Consider the following 19,660-nt stretch of genomic DNA (forward strand, 5'->3'; position numbering starts at 1 on the left):
TTTATTCACCCAACTTTCCAGATCGTCGGAAATTTAATTGAATATACCCCCAACTCCTATGAATAAAATGAGTTGACCAAGGTCTTGCAAATTCCCAGGTCTAAAATTAGTTTGGTTCCTGGAATTTGGCATAGTGAACAAATATGCTGTTAGTGCCAGTCACGTTCCCCCTAGGTTCAGCAAGTATAGAGTGAAACCACATGACTAACTCTCGCCATCCAGAACGTCAAATTAAATCCCGTACCCGTGTGCGGATGTGGTTGCTGATTTTAAGTCGGGCTGGCATTCCGTTGTTAGGAGTCTTGTTAGTAGGACTGATTCTAGGGATTTGGCGGTTACAAAGTTTTATCCAAAAAGAGTTAGCACCGTTAGCAGAACAAAGCCTTACCAATACAATTAACCGTCCCGTCAAATTGGGGAAAGTAACCAATTTTTCCCTCACAGGTGTCAATTTTGGGGCTTCGGAAATTCCTGCCACACCTACAGACCCCGATAAAGCAGCAGTGGCGGCTGTCGAAGTGGGTTTTAATTTGTGGCAATTAATTTTTAACCGTCAGTTGAAGTTGGATGTCACCTTAGTTAACCCTGATGTCTACATTGAACAGGACGGTCAAGGACGTTGGATTACAACCACCATTGCACCACCTGGTAAAAGCGGATTAATTAAAACGGATTTAGCTCATCTGCGGTTGCGGAATGGCAAAGTGAACCTACTCGGTCAACAGAAAAATGGGGTGGTGACATTTGCCCAGCTTAACGGTTCTGCCCAACTGTTGGAGAATAACCAACTGGTGAATTTTTATGTGGCGGGACAAGCAGAAAGCGGTGGGAATGTGGCAGTTAAAGGACAATTCCGCCCAAAAACGCTAGTGGCTGACATCAGGTTGCATGGACAAGATTTACTCGCTTCGACAGTTACGAGTTTGGTCAAGTTACCCCTGAATTTGCAAGCAGGGAAAGTGAATGGCGACTTGCAAGTTAAACTTGTGCCGGAGCAAACTCCTTTATTGTATGGCAGTGCTGATTTAGAAAAAGTGACGCTGCAAATTCCCCGTGTCCCCCAACTATTAAGTAATACAGAAGGGGATATTTACTTCAAAGGGACAGAAATCTGGCTGGATAACCTCAATACCAACTACGGCAAAATTCCTGTAGTTGCCAACGGCATTATTGATAGTAAAACAGGCCTTCAGTTAACTGGGCGAATTAAAACAGTGAGTGTCGCCAATGCCCAAAGTACACTCAAGTTGAAATTACCTGTACCTGTAACGGGACAACTGAAAGCGGATATCCAAATTACAGGCAAAGCAACAAACCCGATTCTCTCTGGTGCGGTTGCCACAATTAACACGGCTCGGATTGATAAAATTAACTTTAAAAGTATTACGAGTAAGTTTGAATTTTCGGCGAATGATGCCTTGTTAACCTTGCGAGATGTTCAAGGCGAAACTACGGTAGGTGGGGCAATTATTGGGGGCGGTCAAATATCGGTGGGTAAAAGTCCAAGATTGAATTTGGCTTTTACTGCCAAGAATTTAGCGGGAGATGCGATCGCTAAAATCTACAATTCCAGCCCGACTTTCCGCATTGGCAGAGTCGCCGCCACCGCCCAAGTTACAGGTACGCCTACCAACGTGAGAACGGCGGTACAGTGGCAAGTACCCCAAGCCACCTACCCAGGTAGAGGGGAATTGATTATTGCTAGTGACCGTACTATCTACTTCCAAAATGTCGCCCTGAAAGTTGGTCGCGGGGTAGTCCGGGCGGTGGGTACTTATGCCAAAGAACGTTGGCAAGCCGTCGTCACAGGTGATGCTGTAGAGTTAGAACCCTTTGTAAATAAAAATCAACTGCAAAACGTTTCCTTGGATGGGGCAGAATTTAACGGGCGGTTGATTTTAGCTGGGACTAGCGGGCCATTTCAACTGACATCAATTCGGAGTCAAGGGGCAGCAGTGCAGATTGCGGGTGGGACAATTGCCATTGCCAGTGTCCAACTCCAAAACCAAAACTTTGCCGCCCAATTAGTTGCCAATAATATCAACGTAGGACGTATTCTCAAACAAGCACCCCCAGCTTTGCAAGGGCGCTTGGCGGGAACCTTCCAAATTGCAGGGAACCGAGATAACCTCAGCTTAAAAACGCTGCGTGGGAGTGGCAAAGCTAACTTTAGCGTTGCTGGTGGGATAGTTACAGCTACTAATATTCAACTTGCCAATGGCAATTATCAAGCGCAGTTAGTGGCAAATAATTTGGCTGTCCAAGAACTCACACCCAAAACTTCACCAATTCGCGGTCGGTTAGCTGGTCAATTTAATGTGGCTGGTTCGGTGACATCCTTCCAACCCCAAACTATCCAAGCCAGTGGTCAAGCCAAGTTAACGGTTGCTGGGGGGACAATTAATGCCGCAAATATCAAAGTTAATAACGGTCGTTATCAAGCGCAGATTCAAGCTAACAATGTACCAGTTCAACGCTTAACCAAAGTCCCGCCCCAATTTCAAGGAGATTTAACAGGTCAATTAAACGTGGCTGGTTCGGTGACATCCTTCCAACCCCAAACCATTCAAGCTAGTGGTCAAGCTAAGTTGAATGTGGCAGGAGGGACAATCACTGCATCTAATATTCGCGTGGCTGACGGTCGTTATCAGGCACAAGTCGCAGCGAATAATGTACCCTTGCAAAAATTAGCAGCCATCCCGCCCCAATTCCAAGGCAATTTAACAGGTCAATTAAACGTGGCTGGTTCGGTGACATCCTTCCAACCCCAAACCATTCAAGCTAGTGGTCAAGGCAAGTTGAATATTGCCGGGGGGACAATTACCGCCACGAATATTCAGGTGAATCAAGGACGTTATCAAGCCATCTTGGATGCGGCTGATGTGCAGTTAACCAAGTTGAATCAGCAATTGCGGGGGCAATTGGGCGGTAGATTACAAGTTGCTGGGGCGCTGGGTTCGGCAACTTTAGCGAATGTCAATGCCTCTGGTAAGGTGCAGTTATCCCAAGGTTTGCCGGGTTTAGAACGACCATTAACAGCTGCGATCGCTTGGAATGGTGAGAAACTAGCAATTAATCAACTCACCGCCCCTGGTTTAAATGTCACCGGAGACATCACAGCCAACGCCAAGAAAGCAGGCATTCCAGAAATTACCGCCTTAAATTTGAATGTCCAAGCCCAGGACTATAATTTGCAACAGTTACCAATTAATTTGCCTAATCAAGTGGCATTGAAAGGTAAGGTAGATTTTGACGGCAGAGTTACAGGCAAGTTACCCTTACCAAACGTCAACGGTAAAATTGCCTTACGGGACTTGGTAGTACAAAACATTGCTTTTGAATCACTGTTAACAGGTAGCATTGATTCTGCCCAAGGGCGCGGCTTGAACTTAAATTTAATGGGCAATCGAGACCGCATCGCCTTCAATTTAGACGGCAAGAATCGCCCCCAATCCTTTTTTATACAGTGGCAAGATGCCTCAGCCAAAGGACAATTTCAAGGCAATAACATCGCCTTGAATGTGCAGAAATTCCCCTTACAAATCTTGAATGTACCTGTACCACCAGCTTTGCGTTTAGGTACAGGTACAGTAGCTGGGTTAATTAGTGGCGACTTGCAAGTTAATCAACAAACATTTGCCGCCAATGGTAATTTAGCGATCGCATCTCCAAAAATTGGACGCATTCAAGGCAACGAATTAACAGCCCAATTCAGCTTTGCCAATGGTAAAGCCACACTCACCAGTAGTAAATTTGTCAAAGGTAACAGTATTTATGCCTTTGCGGGGAGTTTGGGTCAAAGTCCCAAAGGGCCGCAACTCCAAGGCAAAATCAACATCAGCCAAGGCAAAATCCAAGATGTATTAGCCGTTGCCCAAATATTTGAAATCCAAGACTTTCAGCGTGGTTTATCAGAACCAGCTTACGGCACAGCCGCCGATTTAACTACCAACTCTCGCGGTTTACCCAATCGATCTTTATTTGATCAACTGCGCCGCTTTTACGAAATTGAAGCAGAACTCGCACAACAGCAACAACAACGGCGGGATAACAATTTATTACCAGAACTGGCAGACTTGCAGGGAACCTTTAACGGCGATATTGCCTTAGATACAGCCACAGCCAACGGGTTATCAGTACAGTTTAATATTAACGGACAGAACTTTACCTGGGGTAAAGAAAGCGAAGGCAATCGCTACTACAATGCCAAACAAATCATTGCCCAAGGTAGCTTTGAAAATGGTGTCTTGCAGTTACGCCCGTTACGCATAGAGTTAGATAATAGTCTCTTAGCTTTCACAGGTAATGTCGGCGGTAAAGACCAATCAGGTCAGTTACGAGTTAATAATTTTCCCATCGCCTTAATTAATAACTTTGTCAAACTTCCAATTGATATCACAGGTAATTTGAACGGTTCCGCCGCCTTAGCAGGTGGAATCACCAACCCTCAAGCCCAAGGCGAATTAGAAATTACCGATGGAACCCTGAATCAAAAGCCAGTAGAAGCAGCTACCGCCAGCTTTAGCTATATCAATGGTCGCTTGAACTTTGGTAGTAATGTCTCTGTTGCCGGGCCAGAACCAGTTAATATTAGTGGCAGCATTCCTTATCAATTACCCTTTGCAACTACCGCCCCCGCCAGTAATGAAATTAGTTTAGATGTCAAAGTCCGCAATGAAGGATTAGCACTACTAAATCTGTTAACAGATCAAATAGCCTTTGAAAAAGGCGAAGGTGAAATTGATTTAACAGTCCGGGGAACCAGACAACGCCCAGAGTTAACCGGAATTGCCAGCGTCAAAGATGCCACTTTTGCCTCCCAAGCTTTACCCGGTAAAATTAGGCAAGTCACAGGCAAGATAAATTTCAATTTTGACCGCATTGTTGTAGAAGGTGTTGAAGGCAGATTTAGTCGGGGTCAAGTAAACGCGGCTGGGGAAATTCCTGTCTTTAATAATGGAGAAGTCGCAAGTAATCCCCTGACAGTTAATTTAGAAAAATTAAATTTAAATCTCAAAGGATTATATAAAGGTGGTGCCAGTGGTAATTTACAAATTACAGGTTCAGCCTTAAATCCCCTGATTGGCGGTCAAATTCGCTTATCTGATGGTCAGGTTTTATTAGCAGAATCAACTAACACTAATGAAGCGACAAATGGTGATGCTGTCAAAGCTAATAAACAAGATAAACCCGAAGCGAGAAATAATGCTAATGTCGCTAGATTAAATAATCTCGAATTAACATTAGGTAGTAATATCCAAATTATTCGTCCGCCAATTCTGAGCTTTAGTGCTACAGGTAATTTAAAAGTTAATGGCGCTTTAAATCAGCCTATACCTAATGGTACAATTCGGCTGCAAAAGGGTGGCGTGAATTTATTTACCACCCAATTTAACTTAGTGGGTGGCTATAAAAATACAGCCACATTTCGGACTGACTCACCCCGTGATCCCATTTTAGATGTGCGGTTATTTGCCAAAGTCCTAGATGCAGTGCAAACATCAGATGTTAGCAGAAGCAATTCCATCGGCGGCTTAGGTTCATTAGAAAGTGTGCGCGTGGAAGCAAGAGTCCAAGGGCCTGCTAGTAAACTCAACGAAAATCTCGAACTCACCAGCAGTCCCTCACGCAGTCAAACCGAAATTGTCGCTTTATTAGGCGGTGGGTTTATTGATACTCAAGGACGTGCTGATAGTACATTAGGCTTAATTAATATTGCAGGTTCCGCCGTATTTAATAACTTTCAAACAACATTTAATCAAATTGCCAATGCTTTTGGTTTGAGTGAATTTCGCATCTTCCCAACTGTAATTTCTGATAATCCCGAAGCTGGGAGAAGTAGTTCTACATTAGAATTAGCGGCTGAAGCTGGTGTGGATATTTCTACAAAGTTTTCGATTTCTAGCATCAAGATTTTAACTGCCAATGACCCCTTTCAGTGGGGGATAAATTACCGCATTAACGATGAATTACGGATACGCGCTTCTACTAACTTAGAAGATGATAGTCGCGCCGTGATTGAGTATCAAACAAGGTTTTAATTCGGTGAAGGCTACAGTATGGCGTTTCCTAGTCTACTCAAATGAAGAGTGCTGAGTTAAAAGTGCTGAGTGCTGAGTTAAAAAGACCACCCACACTTCGACAAGCTCAGTGCATCGCCAGGGGTGGTGTATTAACCTTCTCTCAGTAATAGGATTCCGCTTAACATCGGGCGGTGCTTTTACCATAGTGCAAAAGTACTTCCTTCCTCTTTCTTCTTACTCAGCACTCAGCACTCAGCACTCAGGACTGAGCGTTGTAAAAATTTATCGGCGTGCATCTGTGTGCATCCTCTTGCATCGGCGGTTGATTTTCTCCAGCTACACCTCACCCATTCACACTCCTACACCAAGTAAAGACGTTGTATACAACGTCTCTACAACTATCAATAATCTTTTTTTATTGATTTAACAAAAAAGAATATTTGCTCCTATTTAGTGGTTAGCCATAATATTTATGACATAGGCGGCTAAGGTACCTAGCTGAAATAACACATCAAGTTTGATTGATGGGCATTGCTAATAAATCCTCCAGATTTTGGAGTGTTACATTACCTGACGCAACAACTATGAATTGGCTAACTAGTACCATAATTATTGGCATCTCTGCTGCGATCGCAACTACTTTTGATGACAACTTATATTTGACAGCTTTCTTTGGTAAAGTTAATCGTCATTTCCGCCCACAAAATATTATTCTTGGTGAATTTTTAGGCTTTACTGTATTAGTCTTGGCGAGTCTTCCTGGTTTTTTGGGTGGGTTGATTTTACCCACAGCTTGGATTGGTTTACTAGGTTTTTTACCCATCGCAATTGGAATTAATCATTTATTAACTAAAGAAACAGAAGCTGAAACCGTACAAACCGTCTCAGTTGATTTTTCTGCGACTAAAACCAAGCACCGTAAAAAATCTCTTTGGGCTACCCTGCGTGATCCTCAAACTTATCGTGTTTCCGCAGTGACTATTGCCAATGGCGGTAATAATATTGGTATCTATGTACCATTGTTTGCTAGTAGTGATCTTCCCAGCTTAGGCGTAATTCTTGGTATTTGTTACTGCACTGTTGGCTTATGGTGCTGCTTATCTTATGTGTTAACCCGTAATCCTCTGATGGCACCGCTTCTGACTCGCTACGGTCGTAAGGTCTTTCCTTTGGTATTAATTTACTTAGGATGCTCTATCTTAATTAAAAGTGAATCATATCAGCTTTTACCTGCGATCGCTATGTTTACCCACTAATATTCAGTCAGTTGCACTCAAACATAGTATTTACCAGCCAACAATCTTTTTACCACCTATTGATAAATGTTTTCCCTTAATTGGGAAAACACATGGTAAGTATCTATCTTAGATTTGCCTGGAGAGTTTTGTTTGTCTTCTTCAACTTTAATCAAGTTATATTCAATGTTTTCAGCATAGATAGCAAAAGTGATATTAAAAATTTCTAGAAAATGAATGACCCATTTGCACTCATCTTTAGGTAATTTTTCATAATAACGAATTAAATGAGCAATTCTAATTTCTAAATGGCTGCGAGAATTCTGACAAATTAAAATTATTTTGAGGAGAATGATTACTAAAGTTAATGGATGACCTTGAGAAAGTAATAAAGTAAATAATTGTGAAGGCTCTCGACCATTTTCTGTAGTTAGACAGTCAATCAACCGATTACAGCTTCGTAAAAATAAGTTTTTATCTAAAATCTCTTCATCATATTCTGGCTTCCAATCAGCTAAATTTTCTTTTAATTGCTGATTTAATATTTTTACTAACTCCAAATTTTTAACAGAGAAAAACAAATACTTACGTATGCTTTCTTTAAAATCTTGAAATGTTTGCTCCTGTGTTTGTTTAATAAATATATGGGCTAAATTTTCATAACTAAATAACCCCTTTTTCACGATAATCATTTTAATCAGGCGTAAAACATTATCGCCCAAGATGCTAGGGTTGACATAGCGTGTAGTACTAGAAGCCGAGGACTGAGAACGGGCAATATACATTGCTAGTTCAAATTTGAAATTGTCCTTCATTTGCTTAGAAAGTTGCCTAGCTGCCTCTTGTTGCTCTTTGGGGTTATTAACATCTAAAGATTGGGCAACTAATAAATAAGCTGCATACCGATTGCTCCAGTGAGCTTTACCTTTGTGATCGTGTTTATGGGCAAATAATTTTAATTCTTGATAGTCTTCACTCTTAACAAAGTTTTTGAGCCAGCTTTTATATGTATGTAAACTGGTATAACTACTTTTTTTACATGGAATATCATAATTAACTAATAAGTTAATTAATTCTTGAATAGATTCATATTTTCTTTTAGATGCCCAGTTATTAACTATGATATAGCAACAACGCTTAATAGTATTCCGAAATTCCTGTTCATTGTTGGCTGAGAGAATTTTCCGAATGAGAGGTACTGTATTTAAACTACCTGATTCTAGAAAGTCAAAAAATAATCTTTTAAATTCTCGCAAAACTTCTTCTGGAGACTTTTCATTCACAATTTCCATGAAGAAGCTATATATTTTTTCTTGCCCAAGTTGGAGATTCAATAGCTGAGAATTGGGTTTAACAAAATTTTGTTCTTCTAAATCAGTAAACAGACTGTGAGTGGTCATGGAAGTTCTCAAGACCAATGAAGTTAATGTATCTATTATTCATTAGATTACCTGTGATAGCCATCAGTATCAATCAATTTTTCAAAGATAAGGTAATTTTTTGAATGAGTTTTGATGAATTTACTGAAGTCTTCTTCAAAATTAAATTTACAAAGCTCAATATTTCAGGAAAATTACGGTTATTGGTTATTTCACAGTACTTACGTACAAAAATTTTCTGTGGAGATTGGGTGTAAGGGTGAAAGGTTGTGGGATATCAGGATTTTAGATACATTTCCTCCCGCCTCCTACTATAAAAGTCCCTTATTGCCTAAGTCCGAATTGTATATATACAGTTAAGCCTGCTTAGTATTACTTAAGCAGGCCTCATTTAACTTTTTTTAGTGGGGGTGGAGGGACTTGAACCCTCACGACCGTTTAAGGTCAACGGATTTTCATTCTCTTGCAGCTTTCACTACTACCTTTTGGTTTTGAGAATTGGACTCTCCCTTTACCCTCGCCTTTACGTTAGGGTAGCTCCCGTCGAGTCTCTGCACCTTCCTAAAACTTTGAGTTTTTCAACTCAGTACTTAATTTTAGGCTTGGCTCAGGATTGCCTTGTCTGGAAACAGATTTAGGTTTCCCTGAGTTTGAGAGCTGACACTTGAAGAATTTCTTCATCAAGGCTCAGTTTTCTAAGTCCGTAGCGTCTGCCATTCCGCCACACCCCCAAGTTTACTTAGGAGCCACTTGTTTTTTTGGAGGGCAGCAAACACCTCCTCATCTATTCCACCATCAATGTGCGTTTTGTGCAACTAGATTTAAAAATTTTGTCTATTTTGAGCGATCGCAATGTTTTTTGGCAATTTCTCACTTAGACAAGCATCTTTACCTTGGTGTTACAAGTACACACATCAGACACTGGCTTTGCTATTGTAGCACTATCCGAAAATTTGTCTAGTAAAAGTGCAGAATTTTTGGAAAGTTACATAAAATAGGACTCTTCAGCCTATGATGAAAAACAGATGCACCAAATGGCCTTGTCTACAAAGAGAGAAAACCTATGATCGTAGCCCTGCTGTATCTGATTTTGGCTGGCGCTTATTTATTAGTCCTTCCTGTGGCTGTAATGTTTTACATGAAGCTGCGATGGTATGTGGCTACTTCTATTGAGCGTGCTTTTATGTACTTTTTGGTTTTCTTCTTCTTTCCCGGTTTGTTGGTTCTGTCGCCCTTTGTGAACCTGCGACCACAACCGCGCAAAATTGAAGCTTAACAAGATTGGTAGGTCATAACTCTCATGCGACGCATCGACGCTCTTGGAATTGGTTTAGGCATTTTTATTGCTGGTGGCTTGGCTTATGTGGGATTACAACTTGTGGGCTTAGATGCTCAACAAGCTGGGATATGGAGCCAAGCTGTGCTAGTGGTGATTGGCTTGGTTGGTTGGGTAAGCACTTATGTTTACCGCGCTGTGAATAAAAATATGACCTACCATCAGCAAAGGGAAGACTATGAACAAGCGTTTTTCCAAAAGCGGTTGGAAGAACTTACGCCAGAAGAACTAGCCAAACTTCAAGCCGAGGTTGAACAAGAAAAGCAATCTCAGGTTTAAAGTGATCGTTTTATGAGTCAATAGTCAATAGTCATTGCTTTTGACTGTTGACCCTTGACTTTTGATTTTTGACTAATGACCGCCATTTCCGATCGCTTTGAAACCTTAAAACGGAATCAAGAGTGCGCTCTGATTCCGTTTATTACTGCTGGTGATCCAGATTTAGCAACCACCGCCTCCGCTTTGAAAATATTAGATAGTAGCGGTGCTGACTTGATTGAATTGGGTGTACCTTATTCTGATCCTCTGGCGGATGGGCCAGTGATTCAGGCGGCTGCTACCCGCGCTTTGCAACAGGGAACCAAGTTAGAAGGTGTTCTGGAAATGTTGCAAGATATTACCCCCAGCTTGCAAGCGCCAATTATTTTGTTTACTTATTACAACCCAATTCTGCACCGGGGTATTGAAAACTTTCTCCAGCAAATTGCAGCAGCTGGGGTAGCCGGATTGGTAGTACCTGATTTACCTCTAGAAGAAGCGGCTGGCTTGCTCAAACCTGCGGGTGAGATCGGGATTGATTTAACTTTATTGGTAGCGCCTACTAGTTCGGCTGATAGAATCGAAGCGATCGCCCGTGCTTCCCAAGGATTTATTTATTTGGTGAGTGTGACTGGTGTAACTGGGATGCGATCGCAAATGGAAACACGAGTATCTGATTTACTAGGGCAAATTCGTAATGTTACTAATAAACCCATCGGGGTTGGTTTTGGAATTTCTCATATTGAACAAGCCCTTCAGGTCAGAAATTGGGGAGCAGATGCCGCAATTGTTGGTAGTGCTTTTGTCAAACGTTTAGCAGAAGGCACTCCTGAAGAGGGACTAGATGCGATCGCTCAATTTTGTCAAAGTCTGAAAGCTGCTCTACGCAGTTAATCAGCAGTAGGGAGAGTCAGGTAAGAACAAATGACCCTTAACTCTTAACACATAACTTTCTTGCCACCTTAGAAAAAGTAGATTAAGAATGTATAACAGTATAGTTTTTTTACCCTGGTTTAGTAGACAATTTGACCTTTATGGTCTTGAATATTAACAGCAGATTGCAGGCTGTAAAAAAACTAGCTGGTACTGTCGCTTATACTTTAAGTGTTTAGGTGAATTTTAGTAAGTAAAAGATTATGAGTGTGAGAGTGTGTCAGTCACAAAATAATTACGTCGCAGCTGAGGGACAAAAGCGATGAGTGAAAGCATGGCATTTATCGGTGGAGTCGCTGTGGCTGGGCTGGCGGCGCTTGTTTTGCTCAAGGGAACAAATAATCCCTTACAACCTAACTTTACTGTTACCCCCCAAATGCCCACTGTAGTTGCACCCCAACTACAGCCACCTGTGCAGTATCCATCTAACTACGGACAACCTTATCCGAATACTCAGCCACCTACCGCGTCTAACCCTGAGCTACGGGCAGAGTTTGAGCAGTTAAAAGCTGAATTAAATCGTTTAAGAACCGATAATGAACAGCTAAAAGGGGCAAATCAACGACTATTGGACAATCAAAACGCCCAACAGTTGTTATTAGCACAGCAAAATAGCCAAAAAGTTGCATCGGAAGTATTACAACCTCAAAACGCTTGGTGGACTTCACCAATTGTTTGGGCTGTGGGCGGTGCGACATTAACTGTTGGTGGCGGTATTGTAGTTGCTGGGGTATTGGCTTTATTTGGGCCGCGTAACCGTCCGACTCGCACAGTGCAGGTAATTCATCCCTATCAAGGTTCAACTCCGCCTTTGGTTCCTGTACGACGCGCTGAATTTCTTCCGCCTTCTCGTCAAGAAGCTAGAAGAGTCGAAGCGCCAGAATACGACGAAATGCACTAGTACAATAAGGCAAAAGTAAAAGGTCAAAAGGCAAAAGAAAGAATATTGATACCACAAGCCTTTTAGCAATTCCTGATGGTCACTGAGCGTACTTGTACTGAGCGCAGCCAAAGTGGTCGAAGTGTGGTCGGTTTATTTACGCCGAACTGTACTAGTCAGAATGCAGGAGTCATTTCACAAGGAATCACAATTTAATACTAATTTTGCCTACCAAGAGCAAGGTTTGAAACTTAATATTTCAGATACTCAAAGACGATTTTGTGAGAAATTCGTTCTAGCGGCTGACTTCTGAGTTCTGAATTCTTATTTGGAAAATTTTTGCCTTGTTAGATAAAGCATTTAGATAAAGCATGAGGTGAAGTTTCTACCTTGATGCTTAATTTTTTATTATTGAGCATTGAGCGGAGTCGAAATGCGTATTCTAAAAATTATGTCCACCTAACTTAGCAGATAATGGGAGATTTTTTGCTTGCAAGTCCCTAATGAGAATCAGCTAAAGACAAGAGAAGGGAGAAAAAAGAGACATAATTACTTCTATTCTGCCGATATACTGCACCAGTAATACTGTTTCTTGATGAAGATGCAACTTATCGAAGCTCAGATCCCCGACTTCTTGGAAAAGTCGGGGATCTTTTGGTTCAGGAATGATTTAGAAATGCTAGATGTGTCTACAGAATAGCTTCTAGTTCTTCTGCTCCAGCCTAAACTATGAGTAAATATTGACTTATATTTTTGATTTTAGCTCCAGAAAATGCGATATTTTTGTCCCAATTCATACCGGACTTTCCCTTGCATTCCAAGATTCAAGAAAGCATGATGTTAATAGGAAGAGACAAAACAAAGTTTCTTCGTCAAAACAACTTGAATCTTGAGGTTTATTATCATGGCTGAAATTAAAATTAATCAACTGAAATCTGAAAAAGCTGCTGATGAAATCGTTGACTTAAAGTCTAAATCTGCAAAAGATTCTCCAGAGTTTACAGCTTTCACAACTGTACGTGGTGGTGTTGCTTTTGCAGTTGCTAAATGGTCTTCTTTCTTAGCGTAAGATAGGAAAAATTTCCAAAATAGTTCTGAAATACACAATCTTGGTTGCGGATTTCAGAACTATTTTAAAAGCAACTTTTCACAGTGACATAGTTAATTTTCTAAACGAATGTCACTGTGATTTATCTCATGTCTAGCTACTTGTCAAATTGTGGCTTGATTTTTGTAGTGGTGCAATAACTACATAATAATAAACATCAGGAGAGATATTATGCTAACTCTTAATAGTTCACCTATTGCTTGGTTAAATCGACAATATTTTGATTTAGGCCCTCTCAATGGCGGTAAACCTCATCATTATGGAATTGAATTTAGTTATAACAGTTTAATTAATAACACCACACTTCCTTATACTGTTCAAGTTAATGTCTCACCTTTCTTTCGAGAATCTCTGGTCAAAGAAACTGGGATGTATCAATATCATGTTAATCATCCACTAGAGTTAGCAAAAGAATTACGCACTGAGCGTTGGGAAAAGCTTTGTGAGTATTTATCTAATTATCAAGAACTACCCAATATCACCAAATTACGGGTGATGAACTTGTTGCGAAGCTTGTGCTTTCATCGAGTCGTAAAAGAGTATATCCCAGAAATATCTAATGATGAAATTGCTAGTAATGTGGAACTTGCTACTCTTGCATGGTGTAGGGCGCTTTCTAGCTTGATTACTCACTTTGACGATCGCACCTTTGATTATATTCAAGAAATTGCCGCGATCGCTACCCATGCGCCATCGGGAAGTAAGGTAAAAATCAACGCTGGCTTACAAATGGTAGTTGAGTATTCCAAAATATTTGGAGATTTAGCTGCGGCTGAGTTTTGGCGTGAAGAAGTTACCAAGGACATTGAAATATTAAGACCTTCACTAAACGAGTTTGAATATAACTTGTTGATGAGTATGTACTATCGTTCTGTTTCTTTTGTGCCATTTTTACGCAGAGATAAACAGAAAGTAGTTGAAGAAATGGATTTATGCGAGTCTTACGCCAGAAGTTTAAAACCTGAAAATGAATTGCAAAAAATTGTTGCACGGGAAAATCTCAGCTTGTGTATGGAAAGCCGTTCTAAAGAGTCGATATGGCTAAAGGATCTCGATTTAGCAGAAGAACGAGTACGTCTGATAGTCCAGCTAGAGCCTCTTGAACCGAGATATCATTTAGAATTGGCGGAAGTGTTAACCAAACGTGGCAAACTCGAAGAAGCCGCTAAATCCTATCGTTCAGCTACAAGATTAGGCCCTCCAGGAACTCCAGTGGCTTGGTTTATGGCTGGTCAATGTCATGAAAAAATGGGTGAATTAGAATTAGCTAGTGATTGTTATCTGGCTTCTCTACAAATCGAACCAGAAGCTATCTCAGTTGTTCAACACCTAGCTAAGATAGCGCCTAGTTTGGGAAATCCTGGCCTGGTGAATTGGAGTAATTTGCGTTTAGCAGAACTGGAAGAACAAAAGCAACAATTACAACCTAAAGCCGCACCTAACTTCCAAAGTGAATCCTTGTCTGCATTAAAGCGATCGGCTGATAAGGTATTAGTTTAAGATAACAACTAAGCTATGGCAGTTCTCAATGATTGGTAATTCTATTTGTCAGGGTAAACTGCCATACTGCACCTTTACAAATTTATCAATCAAAGAGGACTCCTATAGCAATTTACAAACATCTCTACCTTGTCCACCTTGTCTCCCTTTCCTCCCTTGTCTCTTTCATTCACATATCAAATAAAACTTTTATATATCCCTATTTAAAATGACAGACTCTATCTTAATTACCAGTCAAGATATTTTACATCAACTAAAACTATCTTGTAAGCTGCCAGAAATTATTGAACAAATTACGGCTGATCATATTGTGAAAGCTGTTGCTTTAAAAAATGGAATTAAGGTAGAAACAGAGGAATTGCAACAAGCAGCAGATAAAATTAGATTAGCTAACAACCTTGATAGTGCGGCTGAAACATGGCAATGGCTAGAAAAAAATTATCTGTCTCTTGATGATTTTGAAAAAATTACTTATAGTAGTCTCATTTTTGGTAAGTTAGCATCACACCTGTTTGAAAATAAAGTTGAAGAATACTTTTTTGCACACCAACTCGACTATGCTGGTGTGATTATGTACGAAGTAATTTTAGAAGATGAAGATTTAGCATTAGAACTTTATTACGCTATTAAAGAAGGTGAAGTTAGCTTTTATGAAGTGGCTCACCAATATATCGAAAATATCGAATTACGGCGTGCTTGTGGATATCGTGGGTTAGTTCGTCGCCGAGATTTATTACCAGAAATATCTGCGGCTATTTTTACAGTTCAGCCTCCCCAACTTCTCAAACCAATTTTTACATCAAGAGGAATTCACTTGATTTTGGTAGAGGAAATTATTCAGCCAGAGTTAAATGCTCAATTGCGCCAACAAATTGTGGCATATTTATTTGCGGAATGGCTGAAGCAGCAAACGCAGCAAGTTACATATCAGCTTCAGCTTGATTCTGTAGGTGGTTAGGAGATAAGGGAGACAAGGTGGACAAGGGAGAGTGGAGACTTTTTTATAAATAACTGATCAATTGTATCTTCATCTAGAAAGGTTTTAGGATAAACTAAAGAGTTTTTATTTGTACTTTATTAGTATAGGCGTGCTGTAACGCATGTACACATTAGTAAAAATTATACTTGAGTATCATATTAATATCAGTTTGTAAATAATAGAGATACAAAAATAATTTTTATATCTAAATATCGAAGCTGTTTAACTGCGGAATTATCTGCTGAAAAAGTGTCGGCGTTCAATCGGGAAATCTGGCAAAGCTAAGTCTAGCAAGCTAATACAGCTATAAATATGTTGATGCTGAGGTTAATTCAAACGGTTAATTTAATCAATTTTTGGGACATAAATGTTTTAGTTGATGTCCCAAAAAATTTTGTTTGCAGATGCGATCGCCTGAACACCCGCACCAGAGATATCACATAGACTTCATCGTTGAATAAATATTCCATCGAGAAAAATATTTAATTGTTTTTACGGAAATTAATTTTTTGTATATGTATTTATAGCCCGGTGCAATTTAATCTGCACTGCTGATTGTCATTTACCTGCTGTCTAATCTGCATTGGGTAAATAACAACAGACATACCATTTGTAGTGCATTTTTACCGTTATGTCGTACAACCAAGCACAATATGACATTGACAGGGCGCAAGCTCCTACAGGTAAGTATTTAACAAAGTTTCAACGCAAACTACTGCAAGAAAATTTACAAAAAGATTTATCTGATTCCTATCGTCAGCGCATTGAAATTATGTTGTTGACAGATGAAGGAAAGTCACAAACGGAAATTTGTCAAATTTTGGGATGTTGTGCAGCTACAGCACGACATTGGATGCACATTGCGCGAATCGGTATGGCGCATCAATGGCAAGATTTCCCTATTGGTCGCCCAAAAGCAGTGAATGAGCAGTATTTAGAGCGATTGAGAGAACTTGTGAGTAATAGTCCCCGCGACTATGGCTATTCTTTTCGGCGCTGGACAGTTAACTGGCTGCAAAAACATCTCGCCAAAGAATTAGGGATGGAAATTAGCGATCGCCATATTAAGCGACTCCTCAAACAAATGGGGTTATCTACATTACCAAAATCCCAAAATGCTGAAGCAACCCAACCTCAGCAAACTCATGGTGCCAAAATTTTGATTAAAGATTTGCGATCGGCAAGATTAACCGATGATAGCGACTTTTCGCCGATGAAGTTCACAAAATTAGGAAGAAATGTAGATATCTATGGTGCATAATCTATCCGTTCAGTTGATCACTCCCGAACAACTCAACGAGACTTTGGGCTGTTCCCTATCGGTAGAAGAATTTCAGTACTGTCTTCAACAAGCTAAATCCCTAAATCCAAAAGTTGGTAAATTCTGGCAAGGCGCAAATGTAGAACTTGGTATCTATATTGTGGTGACAGGTAAAGTCAGGCTACTAGATGATGTTGATGAATTAATTGCCACATTAGAAACAGGAACTTCTTTCGGGGAATTTACCTTATTTCCAGAAGCTAACCTCACACCATATTCCGCCAGAGCTTCTGTTAATTTGCAACTATGTTTTATTCCTGGTGATGTGTTGCAGTCATTAATGGCGAAATACCCCCAAATGCGGGATCATCTCTGGACTAAAGCCTTATCCCGTTCGCCACAACCAAACAGCGCGGATACTTCTTCTCTTCAGACATCTGAGGTGCATCCACATCATCAAATAGATATTGTTGCGCCGCCTATTGAACCTCCAGACAGCAAAAAGATTAGTAAAGCTTACTTTCCCAACCCTAGCCAACGAGTCGGACATTTATGGCAGAGGGTAACTCGACGCTATCCGTTTTTTGCTCAACAAAGTGCTTCTGACTGTGGTGCTGCTTGCTTAGTGATGGTGTCGCGTTATTGGGGTAAACGTTTTAGTGTGAATCGTTTACGAGATATCGCCAATGTTGACCGCAACGGTGCATCGTTGCGAGGATTAGTCATGGCGGCGGAAAGCCTCGGTTTTAACACTAGACCGGTGAAAGCTAGTTTTAATCAGTTAGCCAAGCAAAAATTACCTGCGATCGCTCATTGGGAAGGCAAACATTATATAGTGGTTTACGAAATTACTCCCAACGATGTGATTATTGGCGACCCCGCCATCGGTCAAAAAACCCTCAGCCACAGCGAATTTAAAGCTAACTGGACTGGTTATGCTTTGCTGTTGCAACCAACAGCCGCTTTTAAAGATGCCAAAGAAGCCTCTACACCTTTTTGGCAATTTTTTGGATTAATGAAACCTCACTCGCTGGTGATAGTTGAGGTGTTGATTGCTTCTGTATTTATCCAAATCTTTGGGCTGATTACCCCGTTATTTACCCAGTTAATTTTAGACCGTGTGGTTGTCCAGCGATCGGAACTGACATTAACAGCCGTGGGTTTAGGGTTGCTGATGTTTAACTTGTTCCGTGTCGCCATGATGGGGTTGCGTCAATATCTCTTAGACCATACAGCCAACAAAATTGACTTAGTATTAATTGTTGGTTTTATTCGCCATACATTGCGACTACCTTTGAGTTTTTTCGAGTCGCGTTATGTGGGCGATATTGTCTCCCGCATTCAAGAAAACCGCAAAATTCAAAGATTTCTTTCTGGTGAAGCATTATCTATACTCTTAGATTTATTCACCGTCTTTATTTATGTCGGCTTGATGTTTTGGTATAGCTGGCGTATGGCTTTGCTAGTATTAATTATTGTGCCACCATTCGCCTTATTAGCATTAATCGCTACACCATTTTTGCAGAGAATTTCGCGGGAAATCTTTAATTCTGTCGCCAAGGAAAGCAGTTACTTAATTGAAGCCTTAACTGGTGTGCGAACAGTCAAAGCCACAGCAGTGGAACAAAATGTGCGTTGGCATTGGGAAGAGTTATTAAACCAAGAAGTAAAAACCAACTTTGCCAGTCAAGTTATTAGTAATCGACTGCAAATTATTAGTAATACAATTCAAGCCTTGGTAACTACCGCTTTGCTCTGGTTTGGGGCGCACTTAGTAATTCAAAATCAATTAACGATTGGGCAGTTGGTTGCATTTAATTTGCTTTTAGTCAATATTATTACCCCATTTCAAAGATTAACGGTTTTGTGGAATCAATTGCAAGAAGTCGTGATTGCTGTAGAACGGATTAATGATGTTTTAGATGCGGAGCCAGAAGAAGATTTACAACATCAATTAAGGCAAAATATTCCTCAACTCCAAGGTAGTATCCGGTTTGAAAATGTGACCTTTCGCTATCATCCAGATAGTGATGTGAATATTTTAGAAAATCTCTCATTTGAAATCAAACCAGGGCAGATGGTAGCTTTAGTAGGGCGGAGTGGTTCAGGTAAAACTACTATTTCTAAGTTAGTTTTAGGGTTATATCCGCCTACTGATGGCAAAGTCTTAATTGATGGACAAGATATTACTAGCATTTCCTTACGTTCTCTACGTTCTTGTGTGGGAGTAGTTGACCAAGATACCTTTTTATTTGGTGGCACAATTCGAGAGAATATTAGTTTAGGATATCCAGGAGCTACCTTAGCAGAATTAATCGAAGCTGCTAAATTAGCTGGTGCGGATGAGTTTATTAAAAAGCTACCCTTGGGATATGAAACCCAAATAGGTGAAGGTGGCGGCTTGTTATCTGGTGGACAGCGACAACGAATTGCGATCGCTAGAGCTTTGTTAGGTAATCCACAGCTATTGATTTTAGACGAAGCTACCTCCCATCTAGATACTGAATCGGAAAGAATTATTCAACAGAATTTAAATAAAATCCTCAAAGGCAGAACAACATTAGTTATCGCCCACCGCCTTTCTACAGTGCGGAATGCAGATTTAATTTTAGTCCTAGATCGAGGGCTATTAATTGAAAGTGGCACTCATGCAGAACTAATGGCTAAACGAGGACATTATTTCTATTTAAATCAACAGCAAATGCAAATTAATAGTTAGTTATTGGTCATTGGTAATCATAATTTACGCAAGATTATGAAAAAACTAA

Annotated in this window: 12 protein-coding genes; 11 read left to right on the forward strand and 1 reads right to left on the reverse strand. The window is 40.4% G+C overall.

Going from position 1 to position 19,660, the window contains the following annotated elements; all coding sequences use genetic code 11:
* The first annotated feature begins 200 nt into the window (after window positions 1-200).
* Together H6G79_RS16380 and H6G79_RS16385 are read left to right on the forward strand one after the other, a co-directional pair.
* On the forward strand, window positions 201-6,041 hold the full coding sequence (locus H6G79_RS16380) for a translocation/assembly module TamB domain-containing protein (RefSeq protein ID WP_190591698.1): 5,841 nt from the start codon (window positions 201-203) through the stop codon (window positions 6,039-6,041).
* Window positions 6,042-6,607: 566 nt separating this feature from the next.
* Window positions 6,608-7,279 carry a cadmium resistance transporter gene (locus H6G79_RS16385; protein WP_190591697.1) on the forward strand — a complete coding sequence of 224 codons (672 nt, stop codon included), beginning with the start codon at window positions 6,608-6,610 and terminating at the stop codon, window positions 7,277-7,279.
* Between the two features lie 56 nt (window positions 7,280-7,335).
* On the opposite strand, the gene H6G79_RS16390 is transcribed toward H6G79_RS16385, so the two are convergent.
* Window positions 7,336-8,658, reverse strand: coding sequence for a hypothetical protein (locus H6G79_RS16390; protein WP_190591696.1), 1,323 nt, complete (start codon window positions 8,656-8,658; stop codon window positions 7,336-7,338).
* Between the two features lie 1,042 nt (window positions 8,659-9,700).
* Here H6G79_RS16390 and ndhL point away from each other — a divergent pair.
* The 9 genes from ndhL to H6G79_RS16435 all read left to right on the forward strand — a co-directional run bounded on the left by ndhL (window position 9,701) and on the right by H6G79_RS16435 (window position 19,611).
* Window positions 9,701-9,913 carry an NAD(P)H-quinone oxidoreductase subunit L gene (gene ndhL / locus H6G79_RS16395; RefSeq protein WP_190591695.1) on the forward strand — a complete coding sequence of 71 codons (213 nt, stop codon included), beginning with the start codon at window positions 9,701-9,703 and terminating at the stop codon, window positions 9,911-9,913.
* A gap of 24 nt (window positions 9,914-9,937) precedes the next feature.
* The gene (locus H6G79_RS16400) at window positions 9,938-10,252 is read left to right on the forward strand and encodes a DUF3007 family protein (protein WP_190591694.1); all 315 of its coding nucleotides are present in this window, start codon (window positions 9,938-9,940) and stop codon (window positions 10,250-10,252) included.
* Window positions 10,253-10,327: 75 nt separating this feature from the next.
* Window positions 10,328-11,125: a tryptophan synthase subunit alpha gene (gene trpA, locus H6G79_RS16405; RefSeq protein ID WP_190591693.1), complete on the forward strand. Its 798-nt coding sequence runs from the start codon at window positions 10,328-10,330 to the stop codon at window positions 11,123-11,125.
* A 301-nt stretch (window positions 11,126-11,426) separates the two neighbouring features.
* Window positions 11,427-12,065 (forward strand): cell division protein ZapB, encoded by a 639-nt coding sequence (locus H6G79_RS16410; RefSeq protein WP_190591692.1) that lies wholly within the window; start codon window positions 11,427-11,429, stop codon window positions 12,063-12,065.
* A gap of 883 nt (window positions 12,066-12,948) precedes the next feature.
* Window positions 12,949-13,113, forward strand: a complete 165-nt coding sequence (locus tag H6G79_RS16415) for a hypothetical protein (RefSeq protein ID WP_190591691.1) — start codon at window positions 12,949-12,951, stop codon at window positions 13,111-13,113.
* 210 nt (window positions 13,114-13,323) lie between these two features.
* Window positions 13,324-14,652 (forward strand): tetratricopeptide repeat protein, encoded by a 1,329-nt coding sequence (locus H6G79_RS16420; protein ID WP_190591690.1) that lies wholly within the window; start codon window positions 13,324-13,326, stop codon window positions 14,650-14,652.
* Between the two features lie 208 nt (window positions 14,653-14,860).
* Window positions 14,861-15,610: a peptidylprolyl isomerase gene (locus H6G79_RS16425; RefSeq protein WP_190591689.1), complete on the forward strand. Its 750-nt coding sequence runs from the start codon at window positions 14,861-14,863 to the stop codon at window positions 15,608-15,610.
* A gap of 652 nt (window positions 15,611-16,262) precedes the next feature.
* Entirely contained in the window at window positions 16,263-16,892 is a 630-nt protein-coding gene (locus tag H6G79_RS16430; RefSeq protein ID WP_190591688.1) for a helix-turn-helix domain-containing protein, read from the forward strand.
* Window positions 16,882-19,611, forward strand: coding sequence for a peptidase domain-containing ABC transporter (locus H6G79_RS16435; protein WP_190591687.1), 2,730 nt, complete (start codon window positions 16,882-16,884; stop codon window positions 19,609-19,611). The genes H6G79_RS16430 and H6G79_RS16435 overlap by 11 nt, the downstream gene beginning before the upstream one ends.
* The last annotated feature ends 49 nt before the right edge of the window (window positions 19,612-19,660 follow it).

This window comes from Anabaena sp. FACHB-83 (genome assembly GCF_014697485.1).
In the GTDB taxonomy this organism is placed as follows: Bacteria; Cyanobacteriota; Cyanobacteriia; order Cyanobacteriales; family Nostocaceae; genus Nostoc_B.

Coding starts and splice junctions, on each gene's coding strand:
- H6G79_RS16380 (WP_190591698.1), top strand. CDS start 201: ATGACTAACTCTCGCCATCCAGAACGTCAAATTAAATCCCGTACCCGT.
- H6G79_RS16385 (WP_190591697.1), top strand. CDS start 6,608: ATGAATTGGCTAACTAGTACCATAATTATTGGCATCTCTGCTGCGATC.
- H6G79_RS16390 (WP_190591696.1), bottom strand. CDS start 8,658: ATGACCACTCACAGTCTGTTTACTGATTTAGAAGAACAAAATTTTGTT.
- ndhL (WP_190591695.1), top strand. CDS start 9,701: ATGATCGTAGCCCTGCTGTATCTGATTTTGGCTGGCGCTTATTTATTA.
- H6G79_RS16400 (WP_190591694.1), top strand. CDS start 9,938: ATGCGACGCATCGACGCTCTTGGAATTGGTTTAGGCATTTTTATTGCT.
- trpA (WP_190591693.1), top strand. CDS start 10,328: ATGACCGCCATTTCCGATCGCTTTGAAACCTTAAAACGGAATCAAGAG.
- H6G79_RS16410 (WP_190591692.1), top strand. CDS start 11,427: ATGAGTGAAAGCATGGCATTTATCGGTGGAGTCGCTGTGGCTGGGCTG.
- H6G79_RS16415 (WP_190591691.1), top strand. CDS start 12,949: ATGGCTGAAATTAAAATTAATCAACTGAAATCTGAAAAAGCTGCTGAT.
- H6G79_RS16420 (WP_190591690.1), top strand. CDS start 13,324: ATGCTAACTCTTAATAGTTCACCTATTGCTTGGTTAAATCGACAATAT.
- H6G79_RS16425 (WP_190591689.1), top strand. CDS start 14,861: ATGACAGACTCTATCTTAATTACCAGTCAAGATATTTTACATCAACTA.
- H6G79_RS16430 (WP_190591688.1), top strand. CDS start 16,263: ATGTCGTACAACCAAGCACAATATGACATTGACAGGGCGCAAGCTCCT.
- H6G79_RS16435 (WP_190591687.1), top strand. CDS start 16,882: ATGGTGCATAATCTATCCGTTCAGTTGATCACTCCCGAACAACTCAAC.